This window comes from Cupriavidus pauculus, from assembly GCF_008693385.1.
Taxonomy (GTDB): domain Bacteria; phylum Pseudomonadota; class Gammaproteobacteria; order Burkholderiales; family Burkholderiaceae; genus Cupriavidus; species Cupriavidus pauculus_D.
On record NZ_CP044065.1, the window covers coordinates 2,823,508 to 2,839,215 of the forward strand.

General features: G+C 65.4%; 13 protein-coding genes. 9 read left to right on the forward strand and 4 right to left on the reverse strand.

From position 1 onward, the window contains the following. Positions 1-11: 11 nt before the first annotated feature. Complete coding sequence (locus FOB72_RS12925; protein ID WP_150372881.1) at positions 12-1,289, reverse strand: MFS transporter; 1,278 nt, start codon at positions 1,287-1,289, stop codon at positions 12-14. 280 nt (positions 1,290-1,569) lie between these two features. Here FOB72_RS12925 and uvrA point away from each other — a divergent pair, with 280 nt between their 5' ends. Further along, the gene (uvrA, locus tag FOB72_RS12930; RefSeq protein ID WP_150372882.1) at positions 1,570-4,431 is read left to right on the forward strand and encodes an excinuclease ABC subunit UvrA; all 2,862 of its coding nucleotides are present in this window, start codon (positions 1,570-1,572) and stop codon (positions 4,429-4,431) included. Between the two features lie 38 nt (positions 4,432-4,469). On the opposite strand, the gene FOB72_RS12935 is transcribed toward uvrA, so the two are convergent. Next, positions 4,470-6,152 carry a Na/Pi cotransporter family protein gene (locus FOB72_RS12935; protein WP_150372883.1) on the reverse strand — a complete coding sequence of 561 codons (1,683 nt, stop codon included), beginning with the start codon at positions 6,150-6,152 and terminating at the stop codon, positions 4,470-4,472. Positions 6,153-6,280: 128 nt separating this feature from the next. Further along, a complete protein-coding gene (locus FOB72_RS12940) occupies positions 6,281-6,865 on the reverse strand; it encodes an adenine phosphoribosyltransferase (RefSeq protein ID WP_150372884.1) in 585 nt (194 codons plus the stop codon). A gap of 100 nt (positions 6,866-6,965) precedes the next feature. On the opposite strand from FOB72_RS12940, the gene FOB72_RS12945 reads away from it, so the two are divergent. Continuing rightward, on the forward strand, positions 6,966-7,544 hold the full coding sequence (locus FOB72_RS12945) for a DJ-1/PfpI family protein (RefSeq protein ID WP_150372885.1): 579 nt from the start codon (positions 6,966-6,968) through the stop codon (positions 7,542-7,544). Positions 7,545-7,548: 4 nt separating this feature from the next. Here FOB72_RS12945 and FOB72_RS12950 read toward each other — a convergent pair whose 3' ends face one another. Further along, positions 7,549-9,528: a monovalent cation:proton antiporter family protein gene (locus FOB72_RS12950; RefSeq protein WP_150372886.1), complete on the reverse strand. Its 1,980-nt coding sequence runs from the start codon at positions 9,526-9,528 to the stop codon at positions 7,549-7,551. A gap of 149 nt (positions 9,529-9,677) precedes the next feature. Between FOB72_RS12950 and FOB72_RS12955 the strand changes: the two genes are divergently transcribed. From FOB72_RS12955 to ptsN, 7 genes are all read left to right on the forward strand, one after another. After that, entirely contained in the window at positions 9,678-10,661 is a 984-nt protein-coding gene (locus tag FOB72_RS12955; RefSeq protein ID WP_150372887.1) for an SIS domain-containing protein, read from the forward strand. Between the two features lie 16 nt (positions 10,662-10,677). Next, the gene (lptC, locus tag FOB72_RS12960) at positions 10,678-11,307 is read left to right on the forward strand and encodes an LPS export ABC transporter periplasmic protein LptC (RefSeq protein WP_150372888.1); all 630 of its coding nucleotides are present in this window, start codon (positions 10,678-10,680) and stop codon (positions 11,305-11,307) included. 76 nt (positions 11,308-11,383) lie between these two features. After that, positions 11,384-12,052, forward strand: coding sequence for a lipopolysaccharide transport periplasmic protein LptA (gene lptA, locus FOB72_RS12965; RefSeq protein ID WP_150372889.1), 669 nt, complete (start codon positions 11,384-11,386; stop codon positions 12,050-12,052). Positions 12,053-12,092: 40 nt separating this feature from the next. Continuing rightward, positions 12,093-12,884, forward strand: a complete 792-nt coding sequence (lptB, locus tag FOB72_RS12970) for an LPS export ABC transporter ATP-binding protein (RefSeq protein WP_150372890.1) — start codon at positions 12,093-12,095, stop codon at positions 12,882-12,884. A gap of 122 nt (positions 12,885-13,006) precedes the next feature. Beyond that, positions 13,007-14,491, forward strand: coding sequence for an RNA polymerase factor sigma-54 (locus FOB72_RS12975; protein ID WP_150372891.1), 1,485 nt, complete (start codon positions 13,007-13,009; stop codon positions 14,489-14,491). A gap of 49 nt (positions 14,492-14,540) precedes the next feature. Further along, entirely contained in the window at positions 14,541-14,894 is a 354-nt protein-coding gene (gene hpf, locus FOB72_RS12980) for a ribosome hibernation-promoting factor, HPF/YfiA family (protein WP_109582176.1), read from the forward strand. A 306-nt stretch (positions 14,895-15,200) separates the two neighbouring features. After that, positions 15,201-15,656 (forward strand): PTS IIA-like nitrogen regulatory protein PtsN, encoded by a 456-nt coding sequence (ptsN, locus tag FOB72_RS12985; protein ID WP_150372892.1) that lies wholly within the window; start codon positions 15,201-15,203, stop codon positions 15,654-15,656. Positions 15,657-15,708: the final 52 nt, after the last annotated feature.

Sequence of the window (15,708 nt, forward strand, 5' to 3'; positions counted from 1 at the left end):
CACCGTATCGATCACACCACGGTAGGTGCCGCAGGCGCTTCCGCCTGCCCGCGTGCAGGGGGCGGTTTCATGCGCCACGCGATTATAAGCCAGGCCAGCAACACGACCGCACAGCCGATGAACACCGCCGCCCGCCCCTCGTGCTTGAGCAGCCAGCCGCCGATCACACCGCCCAGAAACAGCCCCATCGCCTGCGTCGTGTTGTAGATGCCGAGCGCCGCGCCCCGGCTCGCCGCCGCATACCGCGACACCAGCGACGGCTGCATGGCCTCCAGCACGTTGAACGCCACGAAGAACAGCAGCAGCACCCCGACGATCGGCCACAGCCCATGCACGGCGGCAAACAGGACCTGCACCGCCGTCATCAGCGCCACCGAACTCAGCAGCACCACGCGCACGCGGCCATACCGCTCGGCCGCCATCATCGGCCCGAGCATGAGGACGAACGACACCAGCACCACGGGCAGATAGACCTTCCAGTGCTGGTCCAGCGGCATACCCGCATCGGACAGCATGGACGGCACGACCATGAACATCGCGACCTGACTTGCATGTAGCGCAAGTACCCCCACATTCAACCGGGCGAGATCGGGATTCGTCAGCACGCTGCGGAACGGCAGCTGTACCGGATGCGGAGCCGGCGGCACAGGCACGACGAAGATCGTCACGCCGATGGCCACCACGCCCAGCACCGCCATCAGCCAGAAGATGCCGGACATGCCGATGGCCTCGAGCAGCGGCGAGGCAATGACCAGCGACAGCGCAAAGGTCAGGCCGATGCTGCCCCCGACCATCGCCATCGCCTTGGTGCGATGCCGCTCGCGCGTCAGATCGGCGATGCACGCGGTAATCGCGGCCGAGATCGCGCCGGTCCCCTGCAACGCGCGGCCGATCGTGATGCCCACGAGGGTGTCCGAACACGCCGCGATGACCGCGCCTGCGACAAACAGTAGCAGCCCACCGACCATCACCGGCTTGCGTCCGACGCGATCGGACAGCCAGCCAAGCGGAATATGGAGAAACGCCTGCATCAGCCCGTAGATCCCCATCGCCAGACCCACGCGCTGCGCGTCGTGCCCGTCCGGCAAGCCGCGCGCGAACTCGGCGAAGACCGGCAGGATCAGGAACAGTCCAAGCATGCGCAGCGCAAAGATGCTGGCCAGCGACAGACTGGCACGCAACTCGCTTCGCGTCATGCGGTCGCGCACGGGCGGCGCGCTATCGGCAACGCCTGGTTCACCGGGTGCACTGGCCGCAGCGGATTGGGGGGAAGAAGGGATCGACGGCATTGCGATCGTGAGAAGTATCTGACTCGGTCGGAACGGTGGGGCTGAATTCACAGGGCTGAACCGACGGCGCTGCGCCAGGCGGTTCGCTTCAATTCTGTCGTGTTTCCCGTCCTTTTGCCGGGGAAGCCCCCGAAACCGAAGTTCGGTATATTAGCAGGTTTGCTTCTCGCGCTTTCCCGGTCACCTGCCGTCCCCGCAGGTGCCGGAGCGGTGACACTCGGCAGGCGTTTGCCCTCGTTTGGGGCATCACAGGCGTTGCTTTAGGCACTTATAAGTTTCGATGGAAGAAATCAAGATTCGTGGGGCGCGTACCCACAACCTGAAGAACATCAATCTCGACCTGCCGCGCAACAAGCTGATCGTGATCACGGGTCTGTCCGGTTCGGGCAAGTCGTCGCTCGCGTTCGACACGCTCTACGCGGAAGGCCAGCGCCGCTACGTGGAATCGTTGTCCGCCTACGCGCGCCAGTTCCTGCAGCTGATGGAAAAGCCCGACGTGGACCTCATCGAGGGCCTGTCCCCGGCGATCTCCATCGAGCAGAAGGCCACGAGCCACAACCCGCGCTCGACCGTCGGCACCGTCACGGAAATCCACGACTACCTGCGCCTGCTGTTCGCGCGCGCGGGCACGCCGTACTGCCCCGACCACGGCATCGCGCTCCAGGCGCAGAGCGTCTCGCAGATGGTGGACGCCGCGCTCGCGCTGCCCGAGGACACCAAGCTCATGATCCTCGCGCCGGTCGTGGCCGACCGCAAGGGCGAGCACTCCGACCTGTTCGACACGATGCAGGCGCAGGGCTTCGTCCGCTTCCGCATTCGCTCGGGCGGCGGTACCGCGCACGAGGCGGAAGCGAAGGTGTACGAGGTCGATCAGCTGCCCAAGCTCAAGAAGACCGAGAAGCATTCGATCGACGTGGTCGTCGATCGCGTCAAGGTGCGCGCCGACATCAAGCAGCGACTGGCCGAGTCGTTCGAGACCGCGCTGCGCCTGGCCGACGGCCGCGCCATCGCGCTGGAGATGGATAGCGGCCACGAGCATGTGTTCAGCTCTCGCTTTGCCTGCCCCATCTGCTCGTACTCGCTGCAGGAGCTGGAACCGCGCCTGTTCTCGTTCAACAACCCGATGGGCGCGTGCACGACCTGCGACGGCCTGGGCCAGATCACGTTCTTCGATCCGAAGCGCGTGGTGGCCTTCCCAAACCTGTCGCTCGCCTCGGGCGCGATCAAGGGCTGGGACCGCCGCAACCAGTTCTACTTCCAGATGCTGCAAAGCCTGGCCGCCTACTACGATTTCGATACCGAGACGGCGTTCGAGGAACTGCCGCCGAAAGTGCAGGAGGTCGTGCTGCACGGCTCGGGCGAGGAAGAAATCCCGTTCACGTATATCAACGAGAAGGGCCGCACCACGGTGCGCGCGCACGTGTTCGAGGGCATCATCCCGAACCTCGAGCGCCGCTATCGCGAGACGGACTCCATCGCCGTGCGCGAGGAACTCGCCAAGTACCAGAACAACCAGCCCTGCCCCGCCTGCCACGGCACGCGCCTGCGCACGGAAGCGCGGCACGTGAAGGTGGGCGAGGACGATCAGGCGCGCGCGATCTTCGAGATCAACGCGCAGCCGCTGCGCGACGCGCTCACGTGGTTCCTGACGCTGAACCTGCATGGCGCCAAGCGCGAGATCGCCGACAAGATCGTCAAGGAGATCACCGCGCGGCTGAACTTCCTGAACAACGTCGGCCTCGACTACCTGTCGCTTGAACGCAGCGCAGATACGCTGTCCGGCGGCGAGGCGCAGCGCATCCGCCTGGCCTCGCAAATCGGCTCGGGCCTGACCGGCGTGATGTACGTGCTCGACGAACCGTCGATCGGCCTGCACCAGCGCGACAACGACCGGCTTATCGGCACGCTCAAGCATCTGCGCGATATCGGTAACTCGGTACTCGTGGTCGAGCATGACGAGGACATGATCCGCGCGAGCGACTACGTGGTCGATATCGGCCCGGGCGCCGGCGTGCACGGCGGCATGATCGTCGCGGAAGGCACGCCCGACCAGATCGAGGAAGCCGTCGCGTCGCTGACGGGCCAGTACCTGTCGGGCCAGCGCCGCATCGAGGTGCCCGCGCATCGCGCGGCGCCCGACGAAGAGCGGCTGCTGCGCATCGTCAATGCCACCGGCAACAACCTGCGCAACGTGACGGCCGAGATTCCGGTCGGCCTGCTGACCTGCATCACGGGCGTATCGGGCTCGGGCAAATCGACGCTGATCAACGACACGCTGTATCACGCGGTGGCGCGCCATCTGTACGGCTCCACGCCGGAGCCCGCCGCGCACGACCGCATCGAAGGGCTCGAGCATTTCGACAAGGTCATCAACGTCGACCAGAGCCCGATCGGCCGCACGCCGCGATCCAATCCGGCCACGTACACGGGCCTGTTCACGCCGATCCGGGAACTGTTCGCGGGCGTGCCGTCGGCCAAGGAACGCGGCTACGATCCGGGCCGCTTCTCGTTCAACGTGAAGGGCGGCCGCTGCGAGTCGTGCCAGGGCGACGGCGTGATCAAGGTGGAAATGCACTTCCTGCCCGACGTCTACGTGCCATGCGATGTATGCCACGGGCAGCGCTATAACCGCGAGACGCTGGAAGTCCTCTACAAGGGCAAGAGCATTTCGGAAGTGCTGGACCTGACGGTCGAGCAGGCGCACGAGTTCTTCAGCGCGGTGCCCGTGGTACGGCGCAAGCTGCAGACGCTGCTCGACGTGGGCCTCGGCTATATCCGCCTCGGCCAGTCGGCAACGACGCTGTCGGGCGGCGAGGCGCAGCGCGTCAAGCTGTCGCTGGAGCTATCGAAGCGCGACACGGGCCGCACGCTCTATATCCTCGACGAGCCGACCACGGGTCTGCACTTCCACGATATCGAACTGCTGCTGAAGGTCATCCACAAGCTGCGCGACCAGGGCAATACGGTCGTGATCATCGAGCACAACCTCGACGTGATCAAGACCGCCGACTGGCTGCTGGATATGGGACCGGAGGGCGGCGCCGGCGGCGGGCAGGTGATTGCCAAGGGCACGCCGGAAACGGTGGCGAAGAGCAAGGCGAGCTTCACCGGGAAGTATCTGGCCCCGCTGCTCAAGCGCTGACAGGGCCGTCCTCTCCCCCTGGGGGAGAGGACCTGGCATTACCGGGCCTGTACCTCGGGGACGCCCGCCACATCCGTGCGTTCGTCGTCCTTGAGCCGGCTGCGATTCATCAGGCCGGCCTGTTCCAGCACCGGGTAAGCGGTCGCGCAGAACAGCGAGTTCAACCGCTTCAGTTCGCTGATCATGTCCAGATGCAGCGAACTCGTCTCGATGCTCTCCACATGCTGCACCGCCACGCGCTGCAGATGGGACCGCGAATACTTGCGTTCGAGATCGCGGAACTTGGCTTTCTCTTCCACCAGCTGCTGCGCGCTGCGCAGATCGCCGGTCAGGAACACCGACATCGCCAGCCGCAGGTTGGCCACCACGCGCCCGTGCATCTCGGCAATCTCCTGCATCCCCGCTTCCGAGAACTGGAGGTTGTGCGCAATCTTCTTGTCCTTGGCATCGAGCAGCATGCGCTCGATCAGATCCCCCGCGTGCTCGAGATTGATCGTCAGCGAAATGATCTCGGTCCACCGCTGCCCGTCGTTCTCGTCGAGCGCTTCGGTGCTGATGCGCGTGAGGTAGAGCTTGATCGCGGTGTACAGATCGTCCACTTCGTTGTCGATCCGGCACGTCGCCGTGGCCAGCCGCGCATCGTTGTTGCGCAGCACGCGCAGCAGGTTGTCGAGCATCTGCTCCACGCGATCGCCAATCCGCAGCACCTCGCGCGCCGCATTGGACAGCGCGAGCGTCGGCGTGGTCAGCGCGGCCGGGTCGAGGTGGCGCGGCGTCACCTGGCTGTCGCCGGTATTGCGCCCGGGCAGGATGGTCTCGCACAGCCGCGCCAGCGGCCCCGTCGCGCCGATCAGCAAGATTGCCAGCACCACGTTGAACATCAGGTGGAAGTTCACGATCAGCCGCTGCGGATCGGTGCTGAGCAGCTTGAGCAGATCTTCCGCATGCGAGAGCAGCGGCAAGGCGATCAGGCACCCGAGCAGCCGCGACAGCAGGTTGCCGAGCGTCACGCGCTTGCCGGGCTGGTTGTTGCCCGAGGTGGTCAGCAGCGCGGAAATGCCCGAGCCGAGGTTTGCGCCGAGCACCAGTGCCAGGGCCACGTGGATGGAGACGACCCCCGCGGACGCGAGCGCACCGCAGAACAACACGACCGCGAGGCTCGAATAGCAGAGGATGGTCAGGAACGCGCCGATCAGCATGTCGAGCGTGGCGTCGCCGGTCAGCGTGCTGAACAGCACCTTGACGCCGGCGGCCTGCACGACGGGACGCGTCGCGATGGAGATCAGTTCGAGCGCGAGCGTGATCAGGCCAAGGCCGATCAGCACGCGGCCGACGTGCCCCACACGCTGGCCCTTCCACGTGAGGTGAAGAATCACTCCCACGAAGATCAGCAGCGGCGAGAGCCAGGAGAGATCGAGCGAGAACACCTGCACCATCATCGCGGTGCCGACGTTGGCGCCCAGCATGATCGCAAGCGCCGGGGCCACGGCAATCAGGCCCTGGCCCACGAACGAACTGACGATCACCGCCGTCGCGTTGCTGCTCTGGACGAGCCCGGTCACACCGAGTCCCGCCGCAAAGGCGCTGAAGCGATTCGATACGCTGACCGAAAGAATATGGCGCAGATTTGCGCCATACACACGCAGAATGCCAACCTTGACGATATTGGTGCCCCAGACCAGGAGCGCCACGCCGGAAAGCAGATGAAGAAGAACGCCCATCGTCCGCCCTTTCGTGACCGTTAAGGAACCGCAAAGCGGCGGTTCACGCGGTCATCATGTCGTTGTCAATAGGACATTATGCGCCGCGGGGCAGTCACGGGCAAACCGAGGGGCGGTTAATGCGCTTCTTAATGCCCTTCGAAGTTGCAAACGGTGAACAAAGGCAGTCCGCTGGCCGCCAGCACCTTCGATCCGCCCAGTTCCGGCAGATCGACGATGGCCGCGCCCTCGATCACCGTGGCGCCCAGGCGCTCGAGCAGCTTGCGGCCGGCCATCATGGTCCCACCCGTGGCGATCAGGTCGTCGATCAGCAGCACGCGGTCGCCCGGCTTGCACGCATCGGCGTGGATTTCCACGGTCGCACTGCCGTATTCGAGCTCGTATTCCTCGGCCACCGTCTGGAACGGCAGCTTGCCCTTCTTGCGGATCGGCACGAAACCGAGGTTCAGCTCGTACGCGATGATCGAGCCGAGGATAAAGCCACGGGCGTCGATGCCGGCCACGAGGTCCAGTTGCTGGTCCATGTAGCGGTGGACGAATACGTCGATCAGCACGCGCAGCGTCTTGGGGTTCTGCAGCAGCGGGGTGATGTCGCGGAACATCACGCCGGCCTGGGGCCAGTCGGGCACCGTGCGGATGCGATCGCGCAGGTAACGGCTCACGTCGCCGAGTTCATCGGCCAACTTCGGTGACTGGAGGGTGGAATCTGCCATGTGGGAATTCAGTTTCTAAAGACAATGACGCACAATGGGCCGGTGCCCGCTGATAACGGGACTGGCCGGCCCAAACCCCGTAACCATACAGGAGAGTGCGATGGCGAAGAAGATTCTGATGCTCGTCGGCGATTTTGCCGAGGACTACGAAACGATGGTGCCGTTCCAGGCGCTCCAGATGGTGGGCCATACGGTCCACGCGGTCTGCCCGGACAAGAAGGCGGGCCAGCATTGCGCCACCGCCATCCACGATTTCGAAGGCGACCAGACCTATACGGAGAAGCGCGGCCACAATTTCACGCTCAATGCGACGTTCGCGGACGTCGATCCGGCCAGCTACGACGCACTCGTAATTCCGGGCGGCCGCGCACCCGAGTATCTGCGGCTCAACCCGCGCGTGATCGAGATCGTCCGGCATTTCGCCTCGGCCGGCAAGCCGATTGCCGCGGTCTGCCATGGCGCCCAGTTGCTGGCCGCCGCCGACGTGCTCGAAGGCCGCACCTGCTCGGCCTACCCCGCCTGCGCGCCCGAGGTGCGGATGGCGGGCGGGACCTACGCGGATATCCCCGTCGATCAGGCCCACACCGACGGCAACCTCGTCACCGCCCCGGCATGGCCTGCCCACGCGGCATGGCTGGCCCAGTTCCTGACCGTGCTCGGGACGACGATCTCACACTAGGAGCTCAGTCCCGGATCAGCCGCTCCTCGGCGGCTTCCAGCGCTTCCGGCGTCCCCCGAAGCACCACGATATCGCCCGGCTCCAGCACGGTGTCGGGCTCGGGATCGAATGCCGGAATCCCGCGCCGCCGCACGGCGGTCACCTCCACGCCGATCCGCTCGAGCCCCAGCAGCCCGAGCCGGCGCCCGACCGCCGTATGCTCCCCGCCCAGCGAGACCGCGTGCAGCCGCACCGTATCGCGCTCGACCATGTCTTCTTCGTCGTCGCGCCCGTGGAAGTAACCGCGCAGCAGGCTGTAGCGCGCGTCGCGGGCCTCCTGCACGCCGCGCACCACGCGGCGCATGGGCACGCCCAGCAGCACCAGCGCGTGGGAGGCCAGCATCAGGCTCCCCTCGATGATCTCGGGCACCACCTCGGTCGCGCCGGCCTTCTGCAGCGTGTCCAGTTCCGAGTCATCGACGGTTCGCACGATCACCGGCAATGCCGGCGCCAGCTCCTGCACGTGGTGGAGCACCCGCAGCGCGGACGGCGTATTGGCATAGGTGATGATCAGCGCCGCCGCCCGGTGGATACCGGCCGCGATCAGCGCCTCGCGCCGCGCGGCATCGCCATAGACGACGGTATCCCCGGCCGCCGCGGCCTCCCGCACACGGTCCGGATCCAGATCGAGCGCCACATAGGTAATGCCCTCGCGCTCCAGCAGGTGCGCGAGGTTCTGCCCGCTGCGGCCAAAGCCGCAGATGATCGCGTGCTTCTCGGTCTGCAGGCTCTGCACCGCGATGCGCGTCATGTTCAGCGACTGCATCAGCCATTCGTTGGCCGCAAAGCGCAGAACGATCGCATCGCTGTACTGGATCAGGAACGGCGCCACGAGCATCGACAGCAGCATCGAGGCCAGAATCACCTGCGTGAGCACCGGGTCCACGAGCCCCATGCCGTCGATCTGGTTCAGCAGCACGAACCCGAACTCGCCGGCCTGCGCAAGGCCAAGGCCTGTGCGGATGGCGACGCCCTGCCGCGACCCGAACGCGCGCGCGAGCAGCGCGATCAGCACGAGCTTGAAAACGATGGGCACCACCAGCAGCCCGAGCACGAGCCAGACATGGTCGTAGACCACCTGCACGTTCAGCAGCATGCCGATGGTCACGAAGAACAGCCCCAGCAGCACGTCGCGGAACGGCTTGATGTCCTCTTCCACCTGATGCCGGTACGGTGTCTCGGAGATCAGCATGCCGGCGAGGAAGGCACCCAGCGCCATGGAAAGGCCCAGCCGCTCGGTCAGCGCGGCCATGCCGAGCGTCACCAGCAGCAGGTTCAGCATGAACAGCTCCTGCGACCGGCGTGCCGCCACGATATGGAACCAGCGGCTCATGAGCCGCTGGCCCACGAAGAAGATCAGGCTCAGCGCGACCACGATCTTGACGGTGGCCAGGCCGAGCGCGGCCACGAGGTCGCCCGGGTCCCGCGACAGCGCCGGGATGATGATCAGCAGCGGCACCACGGCCAGATCCTGGAACAGCAGCACGCTGATGATGTTGCGCCCGTGCTCGCTTTCGAGCTCCATGCGCTCGGACAGCATCTTGGAGACGATGGCCGTGGACGACATGGCCAGCGCGCCGCCCAGCGCGATCGACGCCTGCCATGACAAGGGGAACAGCCAGCTGAACAGCCAGCTCGCCGGCAGCACCACGAGCATCGACAGCACCACCTGCGACCCGCCCAGCCCGAATACGAGCCGCTTCATCGCACGCAGCTTGCCGAGGCTGAACTCGAGCCCGATCGAGAACATCAGGAAGACCACGCCGAATTCGGCCAGGTATTTGGTCTGGGCCGAATCGCTGGCCAGGCCGAGCGCGTGAGGACCGATCAGGATGCCCACCGCCAGATAACCGAGCATCGGGGGCAATTGCAGCATGCGGAAGGCCACCACGCCGAACACGGCGGCGGCCAGCAGTACCAGGGTCAGTTCCAGCGGAGAATGCATGCGGCAGCGGTTCGGACGTCTTAAACAGGCGGAAACGAAACAAGCGGAAACGAGCAGGAACAACCGGGATGCGCGCGGATCGAACGGCCACGCACGCGCGCCGGACGGCACGCCAGACGCCATCGCATTCGTTGGTATACTCCGTCGCCATGATAGCCAATTTCGATGCGGATCGAGCACTTCGTCTCGGCCGCGACACCCTCCAGATCGAAGCCGACGCGGTTCGCGGGCTGATCGACCGACTGACCCCCGATTTCGCGGACGCCGTGCGCCTGTTACTGGCCTGCACCGGCCGCGTGGTCGTGTCCGGCATCGGCAAGTCGGGCCACATCGGCCGCAAGGTCGCCGCGACCCTCGCCTCCACCGGAACGCCGTCGTTCTTCGTGCATCCGGCCGAGGCCAGCCATGGCGACCTCGGCATGATCACGCGCGACGACGTGCTCATCGCGTTCTCGAACTCGGGCGAAACGGGCGAGCTGCTGTCGATCGTGCCCATCGTCAAGCGCATGGGCGCGCGGCTGATCTCGATTACCGGCAACCCGGCCTCGAATCTGGCCCGGCTGTCCGACGTGCACCTCAATGGCGCGGTGGAAACCGAGGCCTGTCCGCTGAACCTGGCCCCGACCGCCAGCACCACCGCCGCGCTCGCGCTCGGCGACGCGCTGGCCGTGGCGGTGCTGGACGCACGCGGGTTCGGCGAGGAAGACTTCGCGCGCTCCCACCCGGGCGGCGCGCTCGGCCGCAAGCTGCTGACCCACGTGTGCGACGTCATGCGTACCGGCAACGCGGTGCCCGAGGTGCGCGAGAACACCCCGCTCGCGCAGGCGCTGATGGAAATCACGCGCAAGGGCATGGCCATGACGGCCGTGGTCGACGACGCGGGCCACGCCATCGGCGTGTTCACGGACGGCGACCTGCGCCGGCTGCTGGAAACCCCGCGCGACTGGCGCGTCGTGCCCATCGGCGAGGTCATGCACGCGAATCCGCGCACGGTGCTGCAGGACGCGCTGGCCGTCGAGGCCGTACAGATCATGGAAGCCAACCGCATCAACCAGCTGCTGGTGGTGGATGGCGACGGACGCCTGACCGGGGCGCTCCATATCCATGACCTGACGCGCGCCAAGGTCATCTGACCAGGCGCCGGCCACCATGCAGGCACTCCTCGCCAAACTGACCGGGCTCGTCATGCGGCTGCTGCCGCTGCTGCTGATGGCGATCGTTGCCGGCAGCACGTTCTGGCTCGTCGAGATCAACTCGCCGCGCGAGGACAAGGCCGCGGTCACGGGCAAGCGCCACGAGCCCGACTATTACATCGACAATTTCTCGGCCACCGAGCTCGCGCAGGACGGCAGCACCAAGCTGCGGTTCACCGGCATCAAGATGATCCACTTCGAGGACGACCAGACCTACGAGGTGACGCGCCCCGCCATGCGCGCGTACGAACCGGACCGCCCGCCCGTGACCGCCAACGCCGACCGCGGCGTGATGAACAGCGAGGGCTCGATCATCGATCTCTACGGCAATGCGTTCATCGTGCGGCAGGCTGGCACGGACCTCAGCAAGGACCCGCGCATGACCGCGGCCTCGCAGTATTTCCAACTGCTGGTGAACGACGACATCGTGAAAACCAACCAGCCCGTGCAACTGGTGCGCGGCCCTTCCGTGATGAACGCAAACGGGCTGATCTTCAACAACGTCACCCGCGAAGTACAATTGCTGGGTAACGTTCGCGGCACCATCATCACGGGGCCGCCTTCGGGCCAGGCTCCGAAACCATAAGAAGCGCGCCCATGCAAGACCGTCGCCCCGCGCGCAGCCTTGCCAGGCCGTCATCCAGTCCATTTTCTAGTCCGCTATGACTTCATCCCAGACGACGCCGTCCCGTCGCCGCCCCGCCGCTGTCGCGCTGCTCGCCATGGTCGCCGCCCTCGGGCTATCGCTCGCGGGCCCCGCGCAGGCCGAACGCGCGGATCGCGACAAGCCGCTCGTGCTGGAAGCGGACAACGCCAGCTACGACGACGTCAAGCAGATCTACACGCTGACCGGCAACGTCGTGCTGACCAAGGGTACGATGGTGCTGAAGTCCGATGCGGCCGAACTGCGTACCGATCCCGAGGGTTATCAGTACGCAATCGCGACCGCCAAGCCGGGACGCCAGGCCTATATCCGCCAGAAGCGCGACGGCGTGGACGAGTACATCGACGGCTGGGGCGACCGCATCGAATACGACGGCAAGCAGGAACTGTCGCGGCTGATCGGCCATGCCCGCGCGGCGCGCGTCGCCGGCACGAAGGTCATCGACGAGATCCGCGGCGCGCTGATCACGTACGACAGCCGCAACGAGTTCTACACCGCCGCGGGCGGCGGAGACACGACCGCCGCCGGCGCGCCGTCCTCGGGCCGCGTGCGCGCGGTGCTGTCGCCGCGCGCGGACGCGAGCGCGCCCGCCGCGCCGCTGGACCTGAAGCCCTCGCCAGTCCCGTCGCCCAACTCGTCGCAGAACCCGTCGCCGGCCAAGCCCTGAGCCCCGCGCTCCGGGCCCGAAGCACCCCAACGCAGCAGTCATGAACGATACCGCCACGCTCGCCAAGCCGATCTCCACCGCCACTGTCTCCAATGGCAGCACGCTCGTCGTGCGCCACCTGAAGAAGCGCTACGGCTCGCGTACCGTCGTCAAGGACGTGTCGCTCGACGTCAAGAGCGGCGAGGTGGTCGGGCTGCTGGGCCCGAACGGCGCGGGCAAGACGACCTCGTTCTACATGATCGTGGGCCTCGTCGCGCTCGACGAAGGCGACATCGTGCTCGATGGCGACCACATCAGCGGCCTGCCGATCCACGAGCGCGCGCGCATGGGCCTGTCGTACCTGCCGCAGGAAGCGTCGGTCTTCCGCAAGCTCAACGTGGAAGAGAACATTCGCGCGGTGCTCGAGCTGCAGCAGGAGAACGGCAAGCCGCTCAAGAAGGACGAGATGAACAAGCGGCTGGACACGCTGCTCGACGATCTCCAGATCGCGCACCTGCGCAACAACCCCGCGCTGTCCCTGTCCGGCGGCGAGCGCCGCCGCGTGGAAATCGCGCGCGCGCTGGCCTCCTCGCCCCGCTTCATCCTGCTCGACGAGCCGTTCGCGGGCGTGGATCCGATCGCCGTCGGCGAAATCCAGCGTATCGTCAGCTTCCTCAAGGCACGCAACATCGGCGTGCTGATCACCGACCACAACGTGCGCGAAACGCTCGGCATCTGCGACCACGCGTACATCATCAGCGAAGGCACGGTGCTCGCCGAGGGCCAGCCCGAGGACATCATCGCCAACGAATCCGTGCGGCGCGTCTACCTGGGCGAAAACTTCCGGATGTGATGCCCCGGCCGCGAGTGCGGCCGCTCACATTCGCGCTCGGTCAGACACGATCACCGAGCCAAAGCGATAGGCGATAGCAATTTCCGTTCCATCGACGAGAAGATGCGCATAGAATAGGTCGCATGAAACCGTCGCTTCAGCTTCGCCTCTCCCAGCACCTTGCCCTTACCCCCCAACTGCAGCAGTCGATCCGGCTGCTGCAGCTCTCGACGTTGGAGCTCCAGCAGGAAGTGGAGCAGGCTCTGACGGAGAATCCCCTGCTCGAGCGCGAAAACGACTGGATCGAGAGCCCGCTGCGCGTGGCCGCCGATGGCTCCGTCAACGTGCAGAGCGCCCCCGCGCCCGCCCCGGCCGAGCCGCAGGGCAACGGCGAGGAGCGCGCGGAAGGCGCGGGCGGCAGCGACGAGGAAGGCTTCGGCGGCGATAACACCAGCGAGGACTACGGCAACGACTGGAGCCTCGACGATTTCGCGCGCCGTCCGCAGGGCGACGAGGACGAGAAGACGCCGATGCAGTTGCGCGACGCGGAACCCACGCTGCGCGAGCATCTGATGGAACAGGTCGCGCCGCTGAAGATTTCCCTGCGCGACAAGGGCCTGGCGGTGTTCCTGATCGAGTCGCTCGACGACGATGGCTATCTCGGCGCCACCCTCGAAGAAATTTTCTCGGAACTGCCCGAGGAACTCGAGTTCGAAATAGAGGAAGTGCAGTCGATGCTCACGCTGCTGCAGAGCTTCGATCCGCCCGGCGTGGGCGCGCGCAATGCGGCGGAATGTCTCACGCTGCAGCTGCGCCGCATCTCGCATCCGCAACGCGATCTTGCATCGTCGATCGTCAACCACCATCTGGAGTTACTGGCGGTGCGTGATTACACGCGCCTCAAGAAAGCGCTCCAGGTGGACGAAATAGCATTGAAGGCCGCGCACGATCTGATCCGCTCGCTAGCACCGTATCCCGGGCACGCCTATAGCAGGCCCGAGGCCGATTTCGTGGTGCCCGACGTGTTCGTGCGCAAGAGCGGAGGTGGCTGGATTGCCCAGCTGAATCCCGATGTGATGCCGCGATTACGCATCAACGACATGTACGCGCAGATCCTGCGCGGCGCGAAGGGCGAATCGGGCACTGCGGGGCTGCAGCAGAAGCTTCAGGAGGCGCGGTGGCTCATCAAGAACATACAGCAGCGCTTCGATACGATCCTGCGTGTGGCGCAGGCTATCGTCGAACGGCAGAAGAACTTTTTCACCCATGGGGAAATCGCGATGCGCCCCTTGGTTTTGAGGGAGATAGCCGATACACTCGGTTTACATGAGTCCACGATTTCGCGCGTGACCACGAACAAGTACATGGCCACGCCGATGGGGACTTTCGAGTTGAAGTACTTCTTCGGGAGCCACGTGTCCACCGAAACGGGTGGCGCAGCTTCATCCACGGCAATCCGCGCGCTGATCAAGCAACTCATAGGAGCCGAAGACCCCAAGAATCCCCTTTCCGACAGCCGCATCGCCGAACTGTTGGGCGAGCAGGGCTTTGTGGTCGCGCGGCGCACCGTCGCCAAATACCGCGAAGCGCTCAAGATCCCGGCAGTGAATCTCCGCAAGACTTTGTAGCCGAGTTGCACCGTCTGCCTGGTGTGACTCTTTCAGAAGGAGAAACGCTATGAACTTCAAGATCAGTGGACACCACCTGGACATCACGCCCCCTCTGCGTGAGTACGTGGAAACGAAACTGGAGCGTATCGTCAGGCATTTCGATCAAGTCATCGGTGTGAGCGTGCTGCTATCGGTCGACAACCACAAGGAAAAGGAACGGCGGCAGTATGCGGAAATCAATCTGCATCTGAAGGGCAAGGACATCTTCGTCGAAGCGCATCATGAAGACCTGTATGCGGCGATCGACTGTCTGGTCGACAAGCTCGACCGTCAGGTCATCCGCTACAAGGATCGCGTGCAGGGCCACGACCGCGAAGCCCTGAAGTACCAGATGGCTGCCGCGCAAATGCAGCAGCAATAAACACCGACGCGCGACGCCAACGTCGCCAAGGAGTGATACGAAGAGAGCAAAGCCGCGCAATCAGCGCGGCTTTTTTGATGGGCGCCCGATACTCGCGGCGCGTGGTCCGCCAGCCACGGGGAGTTGCAACCGTGCGGCGTCGGTGTATGCTGCGCCATACATGTACAAAGGAGACTGGCGTTCGCCGCCCGGAGTTGGCGACCGGTAGTGACCGGTATGGCGCAACGCTGCGGTGCACAAGGAACCGATGCCGCTGCTCTATAATGGCCGGACGCTTTACACCCCCAAGATACCCGCGCATCGCCCATGAATCGTTTGGCCAAACTGCTGCCACCCGGCAACATCACTCTCGACGTCAGCGTCACCAGCAAGAAGCGGGTGTTCGAGCAGGCCGGGCTCCTGTTCGAGAACAACCATGGCGTGGCACGCGCCACCGTGACCGACAATCTGTTCGCGCGGGAATCGCTCGGCTCGACCGGCCTGGGTGCCGGGGTCGCGATTCCGCACGGCCGCATCAAGGGGCTCAAGCAGCCGCTGGCCGGCTTTATGCGCCTGGCCGAGCCGATCCCGTTTGAATCGCCCGATGGCAAGCCCGTATCGCTGCTGATCTTCCTGCTCGTGCCCGAGCAGGCCACGCAGCAGCATCTGGAAATCCTGTCGGAGATCGCACAGCTGTTATCGGACCGCGAGATGCGCGACGGGCTCGCAACCCTGCCCACGCCCGAGGCGGTGCACCAGTTGCTGACCGAATGGCACCCATGAGGTCCCGCGGGAACGGCGGGGCTACCCGCTGCTGATCCGCGCGCCCGAGCGG